This window comes from Micromonospora sp. CA-240977, assembly GCF_050942285.1.
Lineage (GTDB): Bacteria > Actinomycetota > Actinomycetes > Mycobacteriales > Micromonosporaceae > Micromonospora.
Map to the genome: position 1 here is coordinate 6,056,721 of NZ_CP192055.1, position 17,526 is coordinate 6,074,246.

Here is a 17,526-nt window from a genome sequence, read left to right on the forward strand (position 1 = left end):
CGGAGGAGGAAAGTACTTGCCCACTAGGCAAGAAGGTGCTCCACTTGCCCGACACAGCGCGACCACCATCGCCGGCTACGTGCTCGTCCTTGTCGCGCTCGGCGTCGGCACCGGGTTCGCCGCCGAGGCGGCCGGCCTGGCCTGGCCCGCGACCATCGGCGCGATCACCACCGCCGGCGCGATGACCGCCACCGGGCTGCCGCTGATGCGCTACCTTCGCCGGGTGATGACGACCCGACCGCTCGGCGGCGGCCGGTGAGCAGCCCCCGGTTCGACGAATTGATCCACGCGCCGACCCGGCTGTCCCTGGTGAGCCTGCTCGCGGCCACCGAGTGGGCGGAGTTCCGCTACCTGCGCGAGCAGCTCGGGCTCTCCGACTCCGCGCTGTCCAAACAGCTCAGCACGCTGGAGCAGGTCGGATACGTGGAGATCCGCAAAGGCTTCGTGGGCAAGCGCCCGCGCACCTCGGTGACCCTGAGCACTGCCGGTCGGGCGGCGTTCGACGGGCACGTGGCCGCGTTACAGGAAATCGTCGCCCGGTCGGGGCTCACCGTTCTGCCCGCCGGTTGACCGCCGGGTCCGACGGTCGTCCGCGGCCGGCCGGTCAGCCCTTGACGGCGCCGGCCACCAGGCCGGAGACCATCCGACGCTGCACCAGCAGGAAGAAGATGATGACCGGCAGGGTGAACAGGGTGGACGCGGCCATCACCGGTCCCCAGTTGGTGTCGTCCCGGCCGAAGAAGAACGTCATCGCCACCGGCAGCGTGTAGCTCCCCTGGTCGTTGATGAACGTCAGCGCGAAGATCAGCTCGTTCCACGCCGTGATGAAGGAGAAGATGCTGGTGGCCACCAGGCCGGGCGCGACAAGCGGAAACAGGACCCGGCGGAAGATCTGGGCCCGGCTGGCGCCGTCGATGGCCGCCGCCTCCTCCAACTCCTTGGGCACCGCGGCGACGAAGCCGCGCAGCATCCAGACCGCGAACGGCAGCGAGAAACCGAGGTACGTGAGGATCAGGCTGGGCAGGGTGTTGTAGAGCCCCAGCCGTTGGATCATCAGGAAGAGTGGGATGACCAACGCCTCCAGCGGGATCATCTGCACCACCAGCAGCATGATCAGGAAGCTGGTCCGCAGCTTGAAGCGGAACCGCGCCACAGCGGTCGCGGCCAGCAACGCGACAAGGCCACTGAGCACCACTGTGGAGACCGCGACCAGCGTGCTGTTGAGGAAGAAGTCGAAGAAGCTCACGCCGGGGATCAGGTTGCCGGTCAGGATCTCCCGGTAGTGCGCCAGCGTCGGGTGGGTCGGCACCGGCTGCGGGGTGGCCGAGAAGATCTCGTTGCTCGGCTTCAGCGAGGTCGAGATCATCCAGTAGACCGGGAACGCCGCGAAGAGCGCGACAAGCAGCCCGGCGGCGTTGAGGGCCACCTTCTTCACGACTCGTCCTCCTGCCTGAGCACCATCCGTACGTAGAAGCCGGTCACCACGAGCAGGATCAGCGTGAGGATCACCGCGATGGCCGCGCCGAGTCCGTACTTCGGCGGCGGAGAGAAGGCCTCGGCGTACGAGTAGATGGCGAGCATGAACGTCGGCCGGTCCTGGGTGCCGCCGGCCAGCACGAACTGCTGGGTGAAGACCTTGAAGTCCCAGATGGTGGAGAGCACGATCAGGATCCCGAAGACCGGGCGCAGCAGCGGGAAGGTGATCTGCCAGAAGACCCGCCACGGGCTGGCGCCGTCCACCCGGGCCGCCTCGTGCAGCTCGCTCGGCACGCTCTTGAGACCGGCGAGCACGCTCACCGCGATGAACGGGAACGAGTGCCAGACCACCACCAGGGTGAGGATGGCGAAGAAGAGCAGCGGCGAGTTGAACCAGCCGTAGCCGGTCCAGTCGCTACGACCGAACAGGCTGCGGGAGAGCCCGTCCGGCAGCGCGTTGAACAGCCACGTGACGAGGCCGCTCGTGTCGTCGAAGATCCACTTCCACACGATGGTGCCGGTCAGCGCCGGCGTGGCCCAGGCGAGCATCACGCAACTGGCCACAAAGGTCGCCATCTTGCGACCGAGCCGGTTGAGCAGCAGCCCGACCAGGGTGCCGAGGACCATCGTGAGCAGCACGTTGGCCGCGGCGAACAGCACCGTATTGCGCAGCACGGTCAGGAAGAACGGGTCGGAGAGGATGTCGGTGTAGTTGCCAAGCCCCACCCACGGCCACTCCCGGTCGCCGCGCAACTGCCGGACGCTGTTGAGCCGGTAGAAGGACATCACCACCACCTGGCCAAGTGGCCAGAGCAGCAGCACCCCGATGATCACCAGTGCGGGCAGGAGGAGCAGGTAGGGCAGGCGGTCCACCCGGCGACGCCGCCGCGCGGGGGTCTCCCGCGCGGCGGCCGTCTCCGGCACCTCGGTCAGCGTGGTCACTTGGCGTTGAGGATGCTTTCCATCTCACCGGCCGCGTCGGCGGTAGCCTTCTCGACCGTCTTCTGACCCTTCATGACCGAGCTGTTCATCGCCTGGGTCACCGTCTTCGTCCGGCTGACCTCCACCCACTTCGGGGTGAGCGGCGTGAGCTTGGTGTTCTGCATGGTGGTGGCGAACGCCGCCATCACCTTGTCGTTGGCGTACGTGTCACCGGCGACCAGATCCTGGTAGACCGGGAAGAAGCCGAGGCTGCTCGCGAAGCTCTGCGCGTTCTTCTTGTTCAGCAGCACTGTCAGGTAGTCCCAGGCCAGGTCTTGCCGCTCACTGTCCTTCCAGATCGCCACGTCCGAACCACCCGCGAAACCGGGTGCCGCCTTGCCGTCCGGGCCGGGGATCGGGAACGTACCCCAGACCTTCTCGATCTCGGGGTTGTCCTTCTTGATGGCGTTCTGCTGCCAGCTACCGGCGAAGGCCATCGCGGCCTTTCCGGTGGCGAACTGGGTGCGCGCGTCGATCTCGTTCCAGCCCGCGGCGGCCGGCGGGGCCACCTTGTGCACGGTCACCAGGTCGGTCCAGAACTTGACGGCCCGCTGCGCCTCCGGCGTGGTGTAACCGGACTTCCAGGTGCCGCCCTGGTTGCTGGCGATCTCGCCGCCGGCACCCCAGAGGAAGGAGTAGAACGGCAGCTCGGAGTTGCCCGGCAGGGCGATGCCGTAGGTGCCCTTCTTCTTCGCCTGCACGGCCTTTGCCACGGTGACCAGGTCGTCCCAGGTCTTCGGCGGCTGCACGCCGGCCTCGGCGAACCAGTCGGTGCGGTAGTAGATCGCCCGCACACCCGCGTACCAGGGCACGCCGTACTGCTTGCCGTCGAGCTGCGCGTTGCGCACCAGGTCGGGCAGCAGGTCCTTGCCGTCGGCCCAGCCGCCCATCCGACCGCTCACGTCGGCGAGCGCCTCCTGGGCGGCCCAGCCCTGGGTCTCGGTGTTGCCCAGCTCGGTGATGTCCGGCCCCTCACCGCCGGCGAGCGCCGCCTGGAACTTCTTGGGCGCCTCGAGCCAGGGAATGTACTGCACCACCACGTCGGTGTCGGGGTGCTTCTGGCGGAACTCGGTCTCGACGGAATCGAGGAAGGCGTTCTGCGCGTCGCCGCCCTCGCCCATCATCCAGACCGTGAGCTTGCTGTCGTCGGCCGCGTCCTCGCCGGAACCACCGCACCCGGTCAGCACCATCGCGGCCGAGGCCACCATGGCGGTGACCGGGGCCAACCGCTTCCACCTGTTCACGCCACATCTCCCCTCGCGCCGCCTGGAACTAACCTTCTCCGCCGCACCCTAGTACGGAGAATTCCTTTACGACAGTGGGCGGACTGGCCGAAGCGTGGCGACCGTACCGCAGCGGCCCGACGAGCGACGCTCGGACATCGGGGCGAATCCGGGCACAGGGCACGAAAAAGCGCCCGGCTCTGGGCCGGGCGCTCCTTCGGTAGTGCTGTCCTACGGTGCTGTTGCCTCGCCAGGTGATGCCAGGTCGTTATCGGGTGAGGCTGCGGCGGCGACCCACGCCGGCCACCAGGGCGACCGCGATCGCGGCGACCACGACCTGGACCAGCAGCTCGGCCCAGTCGATGCCGCTCGTCTCGGTCGCGATGCCGACGGCCCGCGCCAGCACAGTGCCCAGCAGGGCCGCGCCGATACCGATGAGCAGGTGCAGCCAGATCGGCATGTTCTGCCGGCCCGGGACGACCAGGCGGCCGAGCGCGCCGACGATGAGACCAACAACGATCGCAGTGATGATGCCCCACACGGTGAGCTCCACGGCCACCCTCCTTCAGAAGAATGTCTGACACACGAGGTGTGTGCTTTCTGTCGTGACCGCTAAGTGCCCGCCCCACGAAAATTCCAAACCGACTCCGGCCACGAAACGATCACGTCTTGGCCGACATGAGCACGTTCCACCGACCACCCCCACACCCGAACCACCGCCACGGGCCGCCAGCCCGCCGCGGGCGCCAGCCCGCCCCGGGCCAGGGGCCGCCAGCCCGCCCCGGGACCGCAGGCCACGGGCCGCCAGCCCGCCGCGCGCCGTGATCGACACGAGTTCCTTGATGTCGCGGCAACAAGCCCAGCAGGTCAGCCCGATCTCACGGAAACGGAGCGGATCACAGCGATCCGGTGCGCCGGAAACGCCAGCCGGGCGTCGAGAACCCGGCTGGCGCGGTGATTGGCCGTCCTGGCCGCGGAGGTGATTGGCCGGGAAACGCCGATGGGCGCCCGGCCTGTCGGCCGGACGCCCATCGACTGTGTGGCGGTGGTACGAGAATTTGTGTTCGGTGTTAGCGGGTCACTCGGCGGCGGCCACCCACGCCGGCCACCAGGGCGACCGCGATCGCGGCAACCACGACCTGGACCAGCAGCTCGCCCCAGTCGATACCGCTCGTCTCGGTCGCGATGCCGACGGCCCGCGCCAGCACAGTGCCCAACAGGGCCGCGCCGATACCGATGAGCAGGTGCAACCAGATCGGCATGTTCTGCCGGCCCGGGACGACCAGACGGCCGAGCGCGCCGACGATGAGACCAACAACGATCGCAGTGATGATGCCCCACACGGTGAACTCCACGGTCGCCCTCCTTCAAAGAATGTTCGACACACGATGTGTGCTTCCTGTCGTGACCGTTAAGTGCCCGACCCGCCGAAAGCCCAAACCGACTCATCGTGGATGACAACGCCAGATGTCAATGCCCGACGGGTGCGTCGGTTGGCGCCGGAAGCACGTCCACACAGGTGGGAGCCCATCTCGGCGACCCGACCACCACCCCGCATCAGCCCAAAAAATTTTCCGGACCTCGGCAACCCCGCACCCGGCCGGCAACGTCGACGGCCGGCTGGACCGAACAAGCAGGGAGACGCGGACCAAGGCAGACACGCAAGATCCGCGCTACTTCAGGGAAACTGTTGCCTCAACACGACTCCAGGCAACACTTTCCCCGAAACTGCGCGGATCTTGGTCCTCCAGCGTGGTCCGCGACGCATCGGCCGCCGTACGCGAGGATGAGCGGGGCGGGACGTCCGGACTACTTCTTCCCGGCGGCCTTGCCGTCGCCGGAGTCGGAGGAGAGGGCGGCGATGAAGGCCTCCTGCGGCACCTCGACGCGGCCGACCATCTTCATCCGCTTCTTGCCTTCCTTCTGCTTCTCCAGCAGCTTGCGCTTACGGCTGATGTCACCGCCGTAGCACTTGGCGAGCACGTCCTTGCGGATCGCCCGGATGGTCTCCCGGGCGATCACCCGACTGCCGATGGCCGCCTGGATGGGCACCTCGAACTGCTGGCGGGGGATCAGGGTACGCAGCTTGGCGGCGATGGTGACGCCGTAGTTGTACGCCTTGTCCTTGTGCACGATGGCGCTGAACGCGTCCACCGGCTCGCCGTGCAGCAGGATGTCCACCTTCACCAGGTCGGACGCCTGCTCGCCGGAGGGCTCGTAGTCGAGTGAGGCGTAGCCCTTGGTGCGGCTCTTCAACTGGTCGAAGAAGTCGTAGATGATCTCCGCGAGGGGCAGCGTGTAGCGCAGCTCCACCCGGTCGGCGGAGAGGTAGTCCATGCCGAGCAGGGTGCCGCGCCGACCCTGGCAGAGCTCCATCACCGCGCCCACGTAGTCGTTTGGCGTCAGCACTGTGGCGCGCACGACGGGCTCGTACACCTCGGCGATCTTGCCGCTGGGGTATTCGCTGGGGTTGGTGACCACGATCTCGGCGCCGTCGTCGGTGATCGCCCGGTACACCACGTTGGGCGCGGTGGAGATCAGGTCGAGGTTGTACTCGCGCTCCAGCCGCTCCCGGATGATCTCCAGGTGGAGCAGGCCGAGGAAGCCGCAGCGGAAACCGAACCCGAGCGCACCGGAGGTCTCCGGCTCGTAGTCCAGGGCGGCGTCGTTGAGCTTGAGCTTGTCCAGTGCCTCACGCAGGTTGGGGTAGTCGGACCCGTCGATCGGGTAGAGCCCCGAGTAGACCATCGGCTTCGGGTCCTTGTAGCCACCCAGCGGCTCGGCCGCCGGCCGGCTGTTGATGGTGACAGTGTCACCGACCCGGGACTGCCGGACGTCCTTCACGCCGGTGATCAGGTAGCCGACCTCGCCGACGCCGAGCGCCTCCGCCTTGACCATCTCGGGCGAGATGACGCCGATCTCCAGCAACTCGTGCACGGCCCCGGTGGACATCATCTTGATCCGGTCCCGGGCGCTGATCCGGCCGTCGATGACCCGGACGTACGTGACGACGCCGCGGTACACGTCGTACACCGAATCGAAGATCATCGCCCGGGCGGGCGCCTCGGCGGCACCGACCGGCGGGATGAACTGCCGGACGATCTCGTCGAGCAGGTACGGGACGCCCTCGCCGGTCTTGCCGGAGACCCGGATGCAGTCGGCGGGGTCGCCGCCGATCAGGTGGGCCAGCTCCTCGGCGTACTTCTCCGGCTGGGCGGCCGGCAGGTCGATCTTGTTGAGCACCGGGATGATGCGCAGGTCGTTCTCGAGCGCCAGGTAGAGGTTGGCCAGGGTCTGCGCCTCGATGCCCTGCGCGGCGTCGACAAGCAGCACGGCGCCCTCGCAGGCGGCCAGCGACCGGGACACCTCGTAGGTGAAGTCGACGTGCCCCGGGGTGTCGATCATGTTGAGCACCGCGTGCTCGCCGGCCCGCTCACCATCGCGGATGGTCCACGGCATGCGGACGGCCTGGCTCTTGATGGTGATGCCGCGCTCGCGCTCGATGTCCATCCGGTCCAGGTACTGGGCGCGCATCTGCCGGGGGTCGACCACACCGGTGAGCTGCAGCATCCGGTCGGCCAGGGTCGACTTCCCGTGGTCGATGTGGGCGATGATGCCGAAGTTCCGGATGCGACCGGGGTCGGTGGAACCGGGAGCATTCGCGCCGGGATCGAGCTTCGGTGGCACAGCGGTCCGTTCTGGTCGGCTGACGTGAACAGGCCGGCGCGCCGCCGACCCCCTCTATGTTCCCACGCCGCCGGGGTGCGCCCGCTGCGCGGGCGACGGATCGGTCCGCGCCCCCTCACTCCAGCGGCGGCTCGACGAAGAGCGCGGCGAGTCGGGGCAACCGACGACGCGCCTCCTCCTCGTCGTCGAAGTCCCAGAAGTCGTTGAGGTCCGGCGTCCGCACCGGATCGCGGTCCGCCGGCAGTTCGGTGGCGGTGGCCTTCCGGTACGCGTCCCAGGGCACCGACAGCATCTGCTCGGCGGAGAACTCCTCGCCGCTGAGCGACGCCGCCCGCACCTGGGGCAGTTCGGCCAGGGAGTCCGGTTCGGCGACCGCGCGTGCGAAGACAGCCCGCCCCTGGGTCATCAGCCAGCCCCGGAAGTGCTCGAAGCCGTCGGCCGAGGCGCCACCGTTGATCAGGTACGCCGCGCCCCACAGGTCCGCCTTGTGCGAGGCGGCCAGCACCCGCGTCTGGTGCCGGGCGTACCCGACGATGTCCTCCGGGTCGCGCTCGGCGAGCAGCGCGACGGCCCGCGCGGCGACCGGCCCGGGCTCTCCCCCACCGCCGGCCCGAGCCTCGTCGATCAGCTGCCAGAAGTCCTCGGTCCTCATGGCTTGGCAGTCTGGCAGTGTCGCCGTGCGTCGCGCACGTACCCCGGGGCAGCATGGTGTGGTGTCCCCTCCCTCACTGCCGCCGGTGCCGTACCACGCGAGCGCCCTGCGCCCGTCGTGGCCGACGCTGCCGGCGGCGCTGCGGGCCGCGGTCGCCGACCGGCTCGGCGCGCCGGTGGTCACCGCCCGGGTCGCCGGCGCGGGCTTCACCCGCGGCTTCGCCGCCGTGCTCGACACCGCCGACGGTGGCCGGGCCTTCGTCAAGGCCGCGCCCGCCGCCGAGCAACCGCACCTTGTCGACTGGTACGCCCGGGAGGCCGCGATCCTCGACCGGCTGCCGGCCGGCCTGCCGGCGCCCCGCCCCCGGTGGACCCTCTACGAAGCTGGCTGGTTCGCGCTCTGCACCGACGCCGTCGACGGCCACACCCCACGCCTGCCCTGGTTGCCCGCCGAGTTGGACGCGACCCTCGCCGGGTACGCGGAGGTCGCCGCCGCCCTGGCCGACCCGCCGGCCGAGTTGGTCGCGCTCGGCCTGCCGCACCTGGCCGACCTGGCCCGCTCGGACATCCTCTGGTGGGAGGAGGTCGCCGCCGGGCGCGAGCCGGCCCCGCCCCTGCCCGCTCCAGCACGGGGCCGGCTGGCCGAACTGGTGGCGCTGGAGTTCCGCCTCCCCCGGTACGCCGCCGGGGCGACCGGCCTGATCCACGGCGACCTGCGGGTCGACAACGTGTTGATCGACGCGGACGGCCGAGCCTGGTTCTGCGACTGGACCTGGGCCTGCTCGGGGCCGGCCTGGTTCGACCTGGCCGGTCTGCTGCTCACCGCGTACGCCAGCGGCCTGGACGCAGACCGGCTCTTCGCCGCGCACCCGGCGACGGCGGGCGCTCCCCCGGACGCGCTGGACGCGACAGTTGCCGCGTTGGCCGGTTACTACCTGACCGGTGCCGCGGCGGCTCCCCCGACCGCCTCGCCGCACCTGCCCGCCCACCAGCGGTGGAGCGGCGAGCAGTTGCTCGACTGGCTGGCCCGCCGCCAGGGCTGGCGGTGACCATCACCCCGAACACCCGGCGGCCGTCCGCCTTTGGGTGATCGACTTGGGTTCCTTGATACCGGGGTGTCAACTCGCTACGGATACCCCGGTATCCGTGAAGCCGAGTGGATCAGCGCCGGTCTGCTCCGCGGCCCGTGGAGCGGCGGTTGGCAGAGCCGTTTTGGCTCGTCCCGGGCGACCTGGTAACCTGGCTCTTCGCGCAGCGATGACGCATGTTCGTCATCTCGCGCACAGAAGCTGACCAACCCGAGCTATCAAGACGAGGCTGTCGCGTGGCGAACATCAAGTCCCAGATCAAGCGCAACCGGCAGAACGAGAAGGCCCGGCTGCGCAACAAGTCGGTCAAGTCGTCGCTGAAGACCGCCGTCCGGAAGTTCCACGAGGCTGCCGAGGCCGGTGACGTCGAGAAGGCCACCGCGCTCATGCTGGACGCCTCGCGCAAGCTGGACAAGGCCGTCAGCAAGGGCGTGATCCACTCCAACCAGGCCGCGAACCGCAAGTCCGCGATCGCGAAGCGCGTGGGTGCGCTCTCCGCCTGACGACTTCACCGTCAGACTGATTCGGAAAGCCCCGGACCTCGGTCCGGGGCTTCCGTGTGTCCGCAGACCGGCACGGCGTCCGCGGGCCAGCCGCCAACCTGATGAGTCCGGTTCGACCTGACGGGTTGGGTTCAGCGAGACGGGTCGGCACGGCGGGTGGGCGGCGCCGGATCGGCGGTGATCACCACGCCGCTGACGCTGTGCGAAATCCACTCCACCTGGGCCCGGCCGACCACCGGCTCCATCTGCCGGCGAAACCGGTCCCGTTCCTGCTCCGGCACGAGCGCGGCGGAACGGACCACGATCGCGGCCACCATGTCGTTGAGCTTGACCATCGCCGCCACCACTGCGGGCAGCACAAGCACCGCCCACCAGGTGACCAACTCGGCGAGGGCGAGCAGCACGGCCAGCGCGATGGTGCCCTCGAAGAAGAGGAAGCACAGCACGCCGCCGGGGTTGACGAACCGCAGGCCGAGGAGTCGGGCGTAGAGCGGCCGGTAGCGTTCCTCGTCGACGGCGACGGTGGCCCACGCCGGGCGGTTCGTTCCCGTCACCTGGTGCCGCCCTGCCGGGCTGCCGCAACCGAGAAGACCGCCCGCTCCAGGGCGTACGCCCGGTCGTCGGAGCCGCCCTTGACGGCGGCGTTGCACTCGGCGGCGACCTGCATGGCCCGGACCAGGCCCTCCGGCGTCCAGCCGCGCCCCTGCCGCTGCGCCCGCTCGATCTTCCAGGCGGGCATGCCGAGGCTGCTGGCGAGCTGGTACGGGTTGCCCCGCCCGGCCGACGCCACCCGGGCCACCGTACGCACCCCGTCGGCCAGGGCGTCGGCGATGGGCACCGGGTCGACCCCGACGTGCAGGGCCCAGCGCAGCGCCTCCAGTGCCGCCGGCACGTCGCCGACCATTGTGGCGTCCGCCACCGTGAAGCCGGTCACCTCGACCCGGCCCCGGTAGTAGCGGCTCACCGTGTCGGCGCTGATCCGCCCGTCGGTGTCGGCGATCAGTTGGGAACAGGCGGCAGCCAGCTCGCGCAGATCGTTGCCGACCGCCGCGATGAGCGCTTCGGCGGCGTCGTCGGTGCACTTTCCGCCGGCCCGGCGGATCTCGTCACGGACGAAGGTCACCCGGTCGCGGTGCCCCTTGAGCTTGGCCGCCGGGACGACCGTCGCGCCGGCCGCCCGCAACCCGTCGGCGAACGCCTTGCCCTTGGCGGCGCCCAGGTGCAGCACCAGCAGTTGGACGTCCGGGTCGGGGTTCTTCGCGTACGCCAGCAGCGCCGCGACCAGGTCCTTGCGGGCGTCCTGGCCCGAGCGCAGGATCAGCAGTCGCCGCCCGCCGAACAGCGATGGGCTGAGCATCTCGGCGATCTCGCCGACGGTGAGCGCACTGGCCTGGTATTCGCGGACGTCCACCTCGGGGTCGACACTGCGAACCTTCGCGACAGCTTCGGTGACCGCGCGCGTGGCGAGCAACTCCTCGTCACCGAGGACGAGCAGAATGGGGGCGAGGTTGGCGGCGGTCACGCCGCCCATATTCGCACGGCCCACGTCGGGATCGTGCCTGCTCATTCGCTGCTTGGTCGGCGCAGCCCGCACACAGCGCAAATCCAGACATCTATCTCAATTACCGCTTAATCGACAATTCGCCTCGCCCAATCGGACGGGCGCGCGCTGGCCGGTACCCGGCCGGCCGTCTCTGCGTAGCCCCGTGCCTGATCCACTCGAGGTCAGCAATAACGCGGTATCGGGTCACGACGGACACCCCCAGATCAGCGAAGCCGAGTCGATCAGCGCGCCAGGCACTCCGGTGATCGACGACCGGGAACCGGCCGCGCCGTGACGCCGTCGGCTCAGGATCGTCGGCCCGGTGGGATTCCTCGCCGGACCACGGCCAGGCCACCATCGGTCCGGATCGCCGCCACGTCGCCGTCGGTGTCGGTGCGCAGCACCCGGGTGCCGCCCCTGGTCAGCCGGGCGAGCAGCCCCGGGCTCGGGTGGCCGTAGGTATTGCCACTGCCCACCGGCACGAGCGCGACCGCCGGCCGCACCGCGTTGAGGAACCCCGGGTCCTGGTACGCCGACGCATGAGCGCGGCGGGTACCGACATAAACGGGCCCGGCAGGTGCTGTAACACCTGAGCTCCGGGCCCTTGACCGGGACAGGAGCCCGATCCGCCATGAGTGTAGCCGTGAAGTCCGCCCTGCTCGCGACCCGTGATCTCGGGAAAAATGAGCGTGCCGTAGCTATCGCTATCGCTGCCCACGCCAACCACGAGGGCCATGCCTGGCCTTCCGTCGCCACCCTCGCCGAGTACGCCGGTTGCTCTGAGCGGACCGTGCAGCGGGCGCTCGCCAAGCTGGTGCAGCTCGGTCGCCTGGTCGTCGCCAAGGTTGCCGGAATCGCCACCCGCGTCTACCGCTTGGTGGCCGGCCAAGGGGTGACGGATGCAGCCTCGGGGGTGACGAATCAGCCGGCTGGGGTGACAGATCAAGCCAGCGGGGGTGACAGCCAGGGAGTCACCCGAAGTGGTGAAGACCAAGGGAAGAAGAAGGCGGGCGCAAGCGCCCGGGACTGGCGTCGATTCATCCCCAGGAACAAGAACACCAACCCAGGCACCAACGGCTTCCCGGAGCGCAAGGGCGCTGCCCTTCCAATGACCGCCGGCGGTGACCGGTGCGCCAAGCCGGGGCACGTTGGCCAGCCCGCCGGCCGGTGCATCCCCTGCCGCAGCGAGGCGCTGGCAGGTGCCCGATGACTGACACCGCTGCCTGCGCCCTGGCCTTGGTCCTGATCGGCGGACCGCTGGCGATGCTCGCGCCGTTCGCCATCGCTCGCCTGCTGGTCGATGAGCACGCGGACCAGGTTGCCGACGACATCGCCCACCTCTCCGACGTTCCGACTGTCCCCACCACCCGCCGGGAGCTGATCAACCGATGACTACCGCCACCGCTCCCAGCGCTTACCCGCGTGCCATCGGCGACCTGCTCCCGGCTGTTCGGGACCTGGCGGACAGGCTCGGCGAGATCCCCTCACGGAACCAGATCATGCGTGAGTTCAAGGTGGGTGCACCCAAGGCTCAGGCGGTCCGGCTGGCCCTGGTCGCCGAGCCCATCATCCTGCCCGATGACATCAAGACTGAGCCCACCTCTGACCCGTGGGAGTACGCCGAGCCCGCCCCGGTTACGTCGGCCCTGCCGGTCGACATCACCCCGGTTCCGCTGATCCTGCCGGCTGAGAAGGTCGCAGAGCCGTTGCCCGAGGTCGACCAGGTCGGACACCCGCCGGTCCACGCTGGGCCCTCCACCGCTGTCAGCAAGCCTCGCCGACTGGCTACATGGCCGGTAGTTCTGATCGCGCTCCCGGCGTTCGTAGCCATCTGGTCCGGCTGGGTCGGGCTCGGCGGACTCACCGGGTTCGGGGTGGTTCACCCGCTGCCCGGCATCGCCGACGGGTTCAGCCTCAACACCGCCATCACTCTGCCGATCGGCGTTGAGGTCTACGCCGCGTACGCGCTGCGGGCCTGGCTGTCGGGTCTGGTCCCGCCCCGGGCTCGCTGGTTCGCCAAGTGGTCCGCGATCGGGTCTCTGATGGTGGGTGCGCTCGGTCAGGTGGCGTATCACCTCCTGGTCGCCGCTGGCATCACCTCTGCCCCCTGGTGGATCACCACCCTGGTTGCCTGCCTGCCCGTCGCCGTGCTCGGCATGGCCGCTGCCCTCGCCCACCTCTCGCACGAGGGGAACGAGCAGTGACCGAACTTGAGCGAGCGATCCGCCGGCTACAACGCAAGCACACCGTCTCCCGCGTCGCGTACCGGTACCTGTCTGGTCGTCCGCTCGACGGCCGGCAGGGCCACCCGTACCGCCAACGGGGACCGGGCCGGCTGGCCGGCTGGCAACGTCAAGCCGTCCGCCTCGGGGTTCCGTTCGCAACCGTCATGACTGCGGCCTACCCCGGTCAGGCTGGCGGGTTCCTCGGCGCTGCCGTAGCCGTCACCGGCTGGCGAGTGCGGCGCCGCATCACCATGCGCCGATTCAACCGCGAGTACATCGCACCGACCCTGGCTGCCCTCGCTCCCGCGATGGGCTTGCAGACCGGCGTACGCCTGCACGTTGATCCATCGTTGGGCAACCTCACCCCCCGGCTGGCCAAGCCGCTGAGTCCGGCCGAGGTCGCCGTGCGGACCTGGTACGGCGAGCGGATAGAGCCGCCGATCCGGTGGCTTCCTGAGCGTGCTCAGCGGGTGGCATGGTCGGTGCAGCGCAAGGCGCAGCCGGTCACGTCCAAGCTGGCTCTGTTCCGCCGGCCCGTCGACGGCGACCGGGGCCCGCGTATCGAGCTGACCGCAGACACCCCGTACCTGACCAAGGAACAACGGCAGCTGGTCTCATCCATCATCGGCAGCAAGATCCCGGTGTCCGACCTGGTCGAATCCTGGCACCAGGTCGGTCCGCGGGTAACCGCTACCTGGACTGTGCGCAAGCGTCCACCGGCTCGGGTCGGCGTCGACCAGGTCGCCGCGCATCTCCCCCGCCTGGCTGAGTGGGAGTTCTACATCGGGCAGGGTGCAGGCGATCGGCCGGTAACCCTGTCCCTGCGCGACGACTCGCCCCACATCGCGGTGAGCGCGGGGTCGGGCGCGGGTAAGAGCGTGCTCGCCGAGCTGGTCGCCGTGCAGGTGCTCGCCCGAGGCGGGCGAGTGGTGATCCTCGACCGGAAGGGCTCGCACCGCTGGGCCCTCGGACTGGCCGGGGTCGACTACTGCACCAAGCCGGCGCAGATGCATGACGCCCTGGTGCGCCTGGCCGCGCTCGCCGATGAGCGGAACACCCTGGCCATGCACGAGCTGGAAGACTGGGACTGCGGTCCCCGGGTGCTGGTCATCTGCGAGGAGTTGAACGCCACCATCGGGCAGCTCGTCAACTTCTGGGCCGAGGCTCGCGGCAAGGGTGACCCCAAGCGCTCCCCCGCCGTGTCGGCGCTGGCTGACCTGCTCTTCATGGGCCGCAGCGCCAAGGTCAACGTGCTGGCCATCGCGCAGATGCTCACCGCTCGGGCGATCGGCGGACCCGAGGCGCGCGAGAACTTCGGCATCCGCTGCCTCGCCCGGTACACGGCGAACAACTGGAAGATGCTGGTTCCCGAGGCAGCCATGCCCCGAGCATCCCGCACCCTCGGACGGTGGCAGATCGTGATCGGTGGCCAGGCCACAGAGACCCAGGTCGCCTACCTCACCGCTACCGAGGCTCGGGAGTTGGCATGTCCCCGGTCCCTGGGGACATCCGAGGTCAGCGGCCTATCAAGCCCTTCCGGGGACTTCCTGACGCTGCGCCAGGCGGTAGACGCCAGAGTGCTTCCCTGGTCTCACGAAGCGGCCAAGAAGCGGCTACAGCGTCGCGTCGGCAAGGTGCCCACGGCAAGGAGCAAGCAGGGGAACGCCGACCTATACGCGCGACAGGATCTGGAAGCGTGGGTCGGACAGCAATAGGAAGGCGAGTAACGGGACCGAGTAACCGGCCGAGTACCGGACCCAATAAATCTCCGTCACCCTGTCGCAGACTTTCCGGGGTGCGGGTAACCTCAACTTGGTAGTAGAAGTCGCTACTGAGTTCCGCGACTGAAGGAAGACCCCCGCCCCAGGTTTCCGAGGCCACGAGGCGGAGGCCCTTCCCGCTTGATGTGGGCCTAGCTGACGGTCGTCAGTTGGGCCCGCATCCGTTCCCGGCCAGCGTCACCGCTAGGCCGATGGCGTAGGCAAGCAGCTTGAGTATCACTGCCACCCACTCCGCGACGTCCCGCCACCGGTTGACGTCGGTTCGCCGGGTCTTCTTCGGGCCCGAAGGCCCCTTGCGGCGCGTTGTCACTCGCCATCCCCTCCGATATTTCGGGTCGGGGGACCGTCCCCCCCGCATCGGGGCGGTACCTGCCGGCCTTGATCTCGGAGACCAGTTCAGTCTGCTTCATTGCGCCGAAGACACCATAGCGAGTGGGCAGGAGAAATTGTTATCGCATCACACCTTTCGCACGCAGGTTCGATAGACGTAACTATCTCTCGCGTCCGTGCGTGCTACGCGAGAGACCAATCGGCATCCCCGTCCTTGACGGTGGCGTCGCTGTAGGTGGATGAGTTGGGCGAGGGCCACTTGCCGCCTGGGAAGGATCGGCTGTCTACCGCCTCGCCGTGCAGGTTGACCATGCTGGTTGCCTGTGCGGCGAGGAAGGCGGACAGGGTGACGATCGCGGTAGCGACGATCGCGGTGTTGACGCCTGCCTCTTCCAAGACGATGCCGGCACCTACCCACGAGAAGACGGCGGACCCGAACGCAGCTATCGCCGCGATCGCGGCGACGATGAGCTTCGCCAGAACAACTGCCAGGGTGGTGTAGAAGGCTGCGCCGGCTGCCGCGCAGGCGAGGAGATGGCCTGACGTGCTCGCTGCGATCGCCGTGACCCTGGACGCCGCCTCGGCGTGGCTGGCCACGCTGCTGACGTAGGCGTCTCGGGCCTTGCCTGACCAGTCGGAGTTGTCGACTACGAGGTGTTGTTCTGTCAGCGCGCTGGCGATACCGGAGGCGGAGCCTCGCACGTCCATCCAGTCCCAGGCGTCCTTGAACATGAAGATCGGGGCGGTGGCGCCCTTCATGAGATCGATGAGGAAGTTGAGGGCTTCCCTGCCGACCTTGACGGTCTCTCTGCCCAGCCAGAGGATCGAATCGGCCACGCCTGGCGGGATGTACCACCGGTTAGCGGCGGCGGTAGCGGCCGGTCCAATCTGGTCCAGGCGCACGCTCAGGTCGTCCAAGCCTGCGCTGATGTCGGTCAGCAACCCCTCGAACTGCGCCTTACTGAAGTCCACGTCATGCCCTCATCAGTAGAGGTTCCGAAGCTTGTGCTCGTTGCTGCGGTCTTCCTCGTCGTAGGTGTCGGCGACCTTCCGAAGCGTGGTCGCCACCTCCGTCATCGCTGCCTGGCCTTCCTGGCAGCGATGACTGACGTGCTGAACGATCTCGTTGTAGGGCGAGACGATCAGTTGGAAGAGACCGGCCTCAACCCGCCCAAGTTCCATTCCGGCAACCTTCGGCACGACTGCCGACATCGCCGCGCTCTGCCGGTCCCACTCTCCGGCCTCCGTGCGCAGAGCGTCCGTGGCGACCGTGACCTGTTGACGGCTCGGGGGCGGCATCTCAGCCCTCCTCGGGGGAGTTGTTCAAGTCTTGGAATCTGGCGAGCGTGGCCAGTGCCTCACGCGCCAAGTCGTCGAGCCCCTGGGCCTCTGCCCTACGTCGCGCGGCATGCTCTTCCATCGCCGCACGGGCCTCTCTCAACGCCTCCCTGAGAGCCGCGTTAAGAGCCGTAGCGCCTTGCCTCAGTGCCCACCGCGGATTGATGGTGCAACCCTGCAACCCGCCAGGGGTGAGGGTGATCGAGACAGCGCGGTCACCGTCCCAACCAGTCGACGTCATCGGCGGCGCGGCGGCCTGGTCCCGCGTCGCCTTCAGCGCCTTGAGCGCTTCCTCAGTCAGCGTCAACGGGTCGCGCGGACTACCGAACGGCCGGGCCTGCTCCAAGGGCGGCAGCTCTGCACCCTCCTGCTCCCCCGCTCGCGCCGCTTCAGCTCGCGACCGCCACACGTGGAGGTCGAAGGCCTCGGACCACGCTTGCGCCGCTTGAGCGGCCACCTCTTGAGAGACGAGCAGGACCAACGAGCTCAGCTCTTCGGCGGCCACATGTCGCTGCCAACCGGCTCTCACCTCGATGCGTGAAGGCAGACCGTCAGGGTCAACCACAACGGCAACGCAGCCAGTCGGGTCGGTTCCGCGTGCCTCGTTGGGCCGGGGCTGCGACTCCATCGCGGCTTGAACATTCAGGGCATGCGCCTGGATCTGCTGGAGGCGGGCAAGGATGTCGTCGGTCATGTGGAT

20 protein-coding genes and 1 pseudogene are annotated in these 17,526 nt (G+C 68.8%); 8 read left to right on the forward strand and 13 right to left on the reverse strand.

The window, feature by feature from the left end:
- Nucleotides 1-16 precede the first annotated feature (16 nt).
- Nucleotides 17-259, forward strand: a complete 243-nt coding sequence (locus ACQPWW_RS27375) for a hypothetical protein (RefSeq protein ID WP_433126497.1) — start codon at nt 17-19, stop codon at nt 257-259.
- Nucleotides 256-570, forward strand: a complete 315-nt coding sequence (locus ACQPWW_RS27380; protein ID WP_433126498.1) for a winged helix-turn-helix domain-containing protein — start codon at nt 256-258, stop codon at nt 568-570. The genes ACQPWW_RS27375 and ACQPWW_RS27380 overlap by 4 nt, the downstream gene beginning before the upstream one ends.
- Before the next feature lie 34 nt (nt 571-604).
- Here ACQPWW_RS27380 and ACQPWW_RS27385 read toward each other — a convergent pair whose 3' ends face one another.
- The 7 genes from ACQPWW_RS27385 to ACQPWW_RS27415 all read right to left on the reverse strand — a co-directional run bounded on the left by ACQPWW_RS27385 (nt 605) and on the right by ACQPWW_RS27415 (nt 8,019).
- Nucleotides 605-1,435 carry a carbohydrate ABC transporter permease gene (locus ACQPWW_RS27385; protein WP_433126500.1) on the reverse strand — a complete coding sequence of 277 codons (831 nt, stop codon included), beginning with the start codon at nt 1,433-1,435 and terminating at the stop codon, nt 605-607.
- On the reverse strand, nt 1,432-2,418 hold the full coding sequence (locus tag ACQPWW_RS27390) for a carbohydrate ABC transporter permease (RefSeq protein ID WP_433126501.1): 987 nt from the start codon (nt 2,416-2,418) through the stop codon (nt 1,432-1,434). Before ACQPWW_RS27390 ends, ACQPWW_RS27385 begins: the two co-directional genes overlap by 4 nt.
- On the reverse strand, nt 2,415-3,701 hold the full coding sequence (locus ACQPWW_RS27395) for a sugar ABC transporter substrate-binding protein (RefSeq protein WP_433126503.1): 1,287 nt from the start codon (nt 3,699-3,701) through the stop codon (nt 2,415-2,417). The genes ACQPWW_RS27390 and ACQPWW_RS27395 overlap by 4 nt, the downstream gene beginning before the upstream one ends.
- A gap of 247 nt (nt 3,702-3,948) precedes the next feature.
- Nucleotides 3,949-4,233, reverse strand: coding sequence for a GlsB/YeaQ/YmgE family stress response membrane protein (locus tag ACQPWW_RS27400; protein ID WP_433126504.1), 285 nt, complete (start codon nt 4,231-4,233; stop codon nt 3,949-3,951).
- A gap of 517 nt (nt 4,234-4,750) precedes the next feature.
- A complete protein-coding gene (locus ACQPWW_RS27405) occupies nt 4,751-5,035 on the reverse strand; it encodes a GlsB/YeaQ/YmgE family stress response membrane protein (protein WP_355030869.1) in 285 nt (94 codons plus the stop codon).
- Nucleotides 5,036-5,489: 454 nt separating this feature from the next.
- On the reverse strand, nt 5,490-7,367 hold the full coding sequence (lepA, locus tag ACQPWW_RS27410) for a translation elongation factor 4 (RefSeq protein ID WP_433126505.1): 1,878 nt from the start codon (nt 7,365-7,367) through the stop codon (nt 5,490-5,492).
- Nucleotides 7,368-7,482: 115 nt separating this feature from the next.
- A complete protein-coding gene (locus tag ACQPWW_RS27415; RefSeq protein WP_433126506.1) occupies nt 7,483-8,019 on the reverse strand; it encodes a DUF4240 domain-containing protein in 537 nt (178 codons plus the stop codon).
- A 61-nt stretch (nt 8,020-8,080) separates the two neighbouring features.
- Here ACQPWW_RS27415 and ACQPWW_RS27420 point away from each other — a divergent pair, with 61 nt between their 5' ends.
- Nucleotides 8,081-9,067, forward strand: a complete 987-nt coding sequence (locus ACQPWW_RS27420; RefSeq protein ID WP_433126507.1) for a phosphotransferase family protein — start codon at nt 8,081-8,083, stop codon at nt 9,065-9,067.
- A 275-nt stretch (nt 9,068-9,342) separates the two neighbouring features.
- The gene (gene rpsT / locus ACQPWW_RS27425) at nt 9,343-9,609 is read left to right on the forward strand and encodes a 30S ribosomal protein S20 (protein WP_357077052.1); all 267 of its coding nucleotides are present in this window, start codon (nt 9,343-9,345) and stop codon (nt 9,607-9,609) included.
- Between the two features lie 131 nt (nt 9,610-9,740).
- On the opposite strand, the gene ACQPWW_RS27430 is transcribed toward rpsT, so the two are convergent.
- The 3 genes and pseudogenes from ACQPWW_RS27430 to ACQPWW_RS27440 all read right to left on the reverse strand — a co-directional run.
- Complete coding sequence (locus ACQPWW_RS27430; RefSeq protein ID WP_355030874.1) at nt 9,741-10,163, reverse strand: hypothetical protein; 423 nt, start codon at nt 10,161-10,163, stop codon at nt 9,741-9,743.
- A complete protein-coding gene (gene holA, locus ACQPWW_RS27435; protein WP_433134603.1) occupies nt 10,160-11,140 on the reverse strand; it encodes a DNA polymerase III subunit delta in 981 nt (326 codons plus the stop codon). Before holA ends, ACQPWW_RS27430 begins: the two co-directional genes overlap by 4 nt.
- 317 nt (nt 11,141-11,457) lie before the next feature.
- A pseudogene (locus ACQPWW_RS27440) lies at nt 11,458-11,730 on the reverse strand (ComEC/Rec2 family competence protein); the annotation flags it as partial.
- A gap of 53 nt (nt 11,731-11,783) precedes the next feature.
- Between ACQPWW_RS27440 and ACQPWW_RS27445 the strand changes: the two are divergent.
- Genes ACQPWW_RS27445 through ACQPWW_RS27460 form a run of 4 tightly spaced genes read left to right on the forward strand, consistent with a single transcriptional unit; the run spans nt 11,784 to nt 15,092 of the window.
- Entirely contained in the window at nt 11,784-12,362 is a 579-nt protein-coding gene (locus ACQPWW_RS27445; RefSeq protein ID WP_433126508.1) for a helix-turn-helix domain-containing protein, read from the forward strand.
- Nucleotides 12,359-12,544 (forward strand): hypothetical protein, encoded by a 186-nt coding sequence (locus ACQPWW_RS27450; protein WP_433126509.1) that lies wholly within the window; start codon nt 12,359-12,361, stop codon nt 12,542-12,544. Before ACQPWW_RS27445 ends, ACQPWW_RS27450 begins: the two co-directional genes overlap by 4 nt.
- Entirely contained in the window at nt 12,541-13,356 is an 816-nt protein-coding gene (locus ACQPWW_RS27455) for an ABC transporter permease (RefSeq protein ID WP_433126511.1), read from the forward strand. The genes ACQPWW_RS27450 and ACQPWW_RS27455 overlap by 4 nt, the downstream gene beginning before the upstream one ends.
- Nucleotides 13,353-15,092, forward strand: coding sequence for a helicase HerA domain-containing protein (locus ACQPWW_RS27460; protein WP_433126512.1), 1,740 nt, complete (start codon nt 13,353-13,355; stop codon nt 15,090-15,092). Before ACQPWW_RS27455 ends, ACQPWW_RS27460 begins: the two co-directional genes overlap by 4 nt.
- Before the next feature lie 579 nt (nt 15,093-15,671).
- On the opposite strand, the gene ACQPWW_RS27465 is transcribed toward ACQPWW_RS27460, so the two are convergent.
- From ACQPWW_RS27465 to ACQPWW_RS27475, 3 genes are read right to left on the reverse strand one after another with little or no spacing between them, the layout of a single operon-like run.
- Complete coding sequence (locus ACQPWW_RS27465) at nt 15,672-16,460, reverse strand: hypothetical protein (RefSeq protein ID WP_425698889.1); 789 nt, start codon at nt 16,458-16,460, stop codon at nt 15,672-15,674.
- 12 nt (nt 16,461-16,472) lie between these two features.
- Nucleotides 16,473-16,787, reverse strand: coding sequence for a type VII secretion target (locus ACQPWW_RS27470; protein WP_433126513.1), 315 nt, complete (start codon nt 16,785-16,787; stop codon nt 16,473-16,475).
- A 1-nt stretch (nt 16,788) separates the two neighbouring features.
- The gene (locus ACQPWW_RS27475) at nt 16,789-17,520 is read right to left on the reverse strand and encodes a hypothetical protein (protein WP_433126515.1); all 732 of its coding nucleotides are present in this window, start codon (nt 17,518-17,520) and stop codon (nt 16,789-16,791) included.
- Nucleotides 17,521-17,526: the final 6 nt, after the last annotated feature.

Excerpts from the sequence above, each read along its gene's own strand:
- ACQPWW_RS27415 (WP_433126506.1), bottom strand. The coding sequence starts at position 8,019 with ATGAGGACCGAGGACTTCTGGCAGCTGATCGACGAGGCTCGGGCCGGC.
- holA (WP_433134603.1), bottom strand. The coding sequence starts at position 11,140 with ATGGGCGGCGTGACCGCCGCCAACCTCGCCCCCATTCTGCTCGTCCTC.
- ACQPWW_RS27445 (WP_433126508.1), top strand. The coding sequence starts at position 11,784 with ATGAGTGTAGCCGTGAAGTCCGCCCTGCTCGCGACCCGTGATCTCGGG.
- ACQPWW_RS27450 (WP_433126509.1), top strand. The coding sequence starts at position 12,359 with ATGACTGACACCGCTGCCTGCGCCCTGGCCTTGGTCCTGATCGGCGGA.
- ACQPWW_RS27455 (WP_433126511.1), top strand. The coding sequence starts at position 12,541 with ATGACTACCGCCACCGCTCCCAGCGCTTACCCGCGTGCCATCGGCGAC.
- ACQPWW_RS27470 (WP_433126513.1), bottom strand. The coding sequence starts at position 16,787 with ATGCCGCCCCCGAGCCGTCAACAGGTCACGGTCGCCACGGACGCTCTG.
- ACQPWW_RS27475 (WP_433126515.1), bottom strand. The coding sequence starts at position 17,520 with ATGACCGACGACATCCTTGCCCGCCTCCAGCAGATCCAGGCGCATGCC.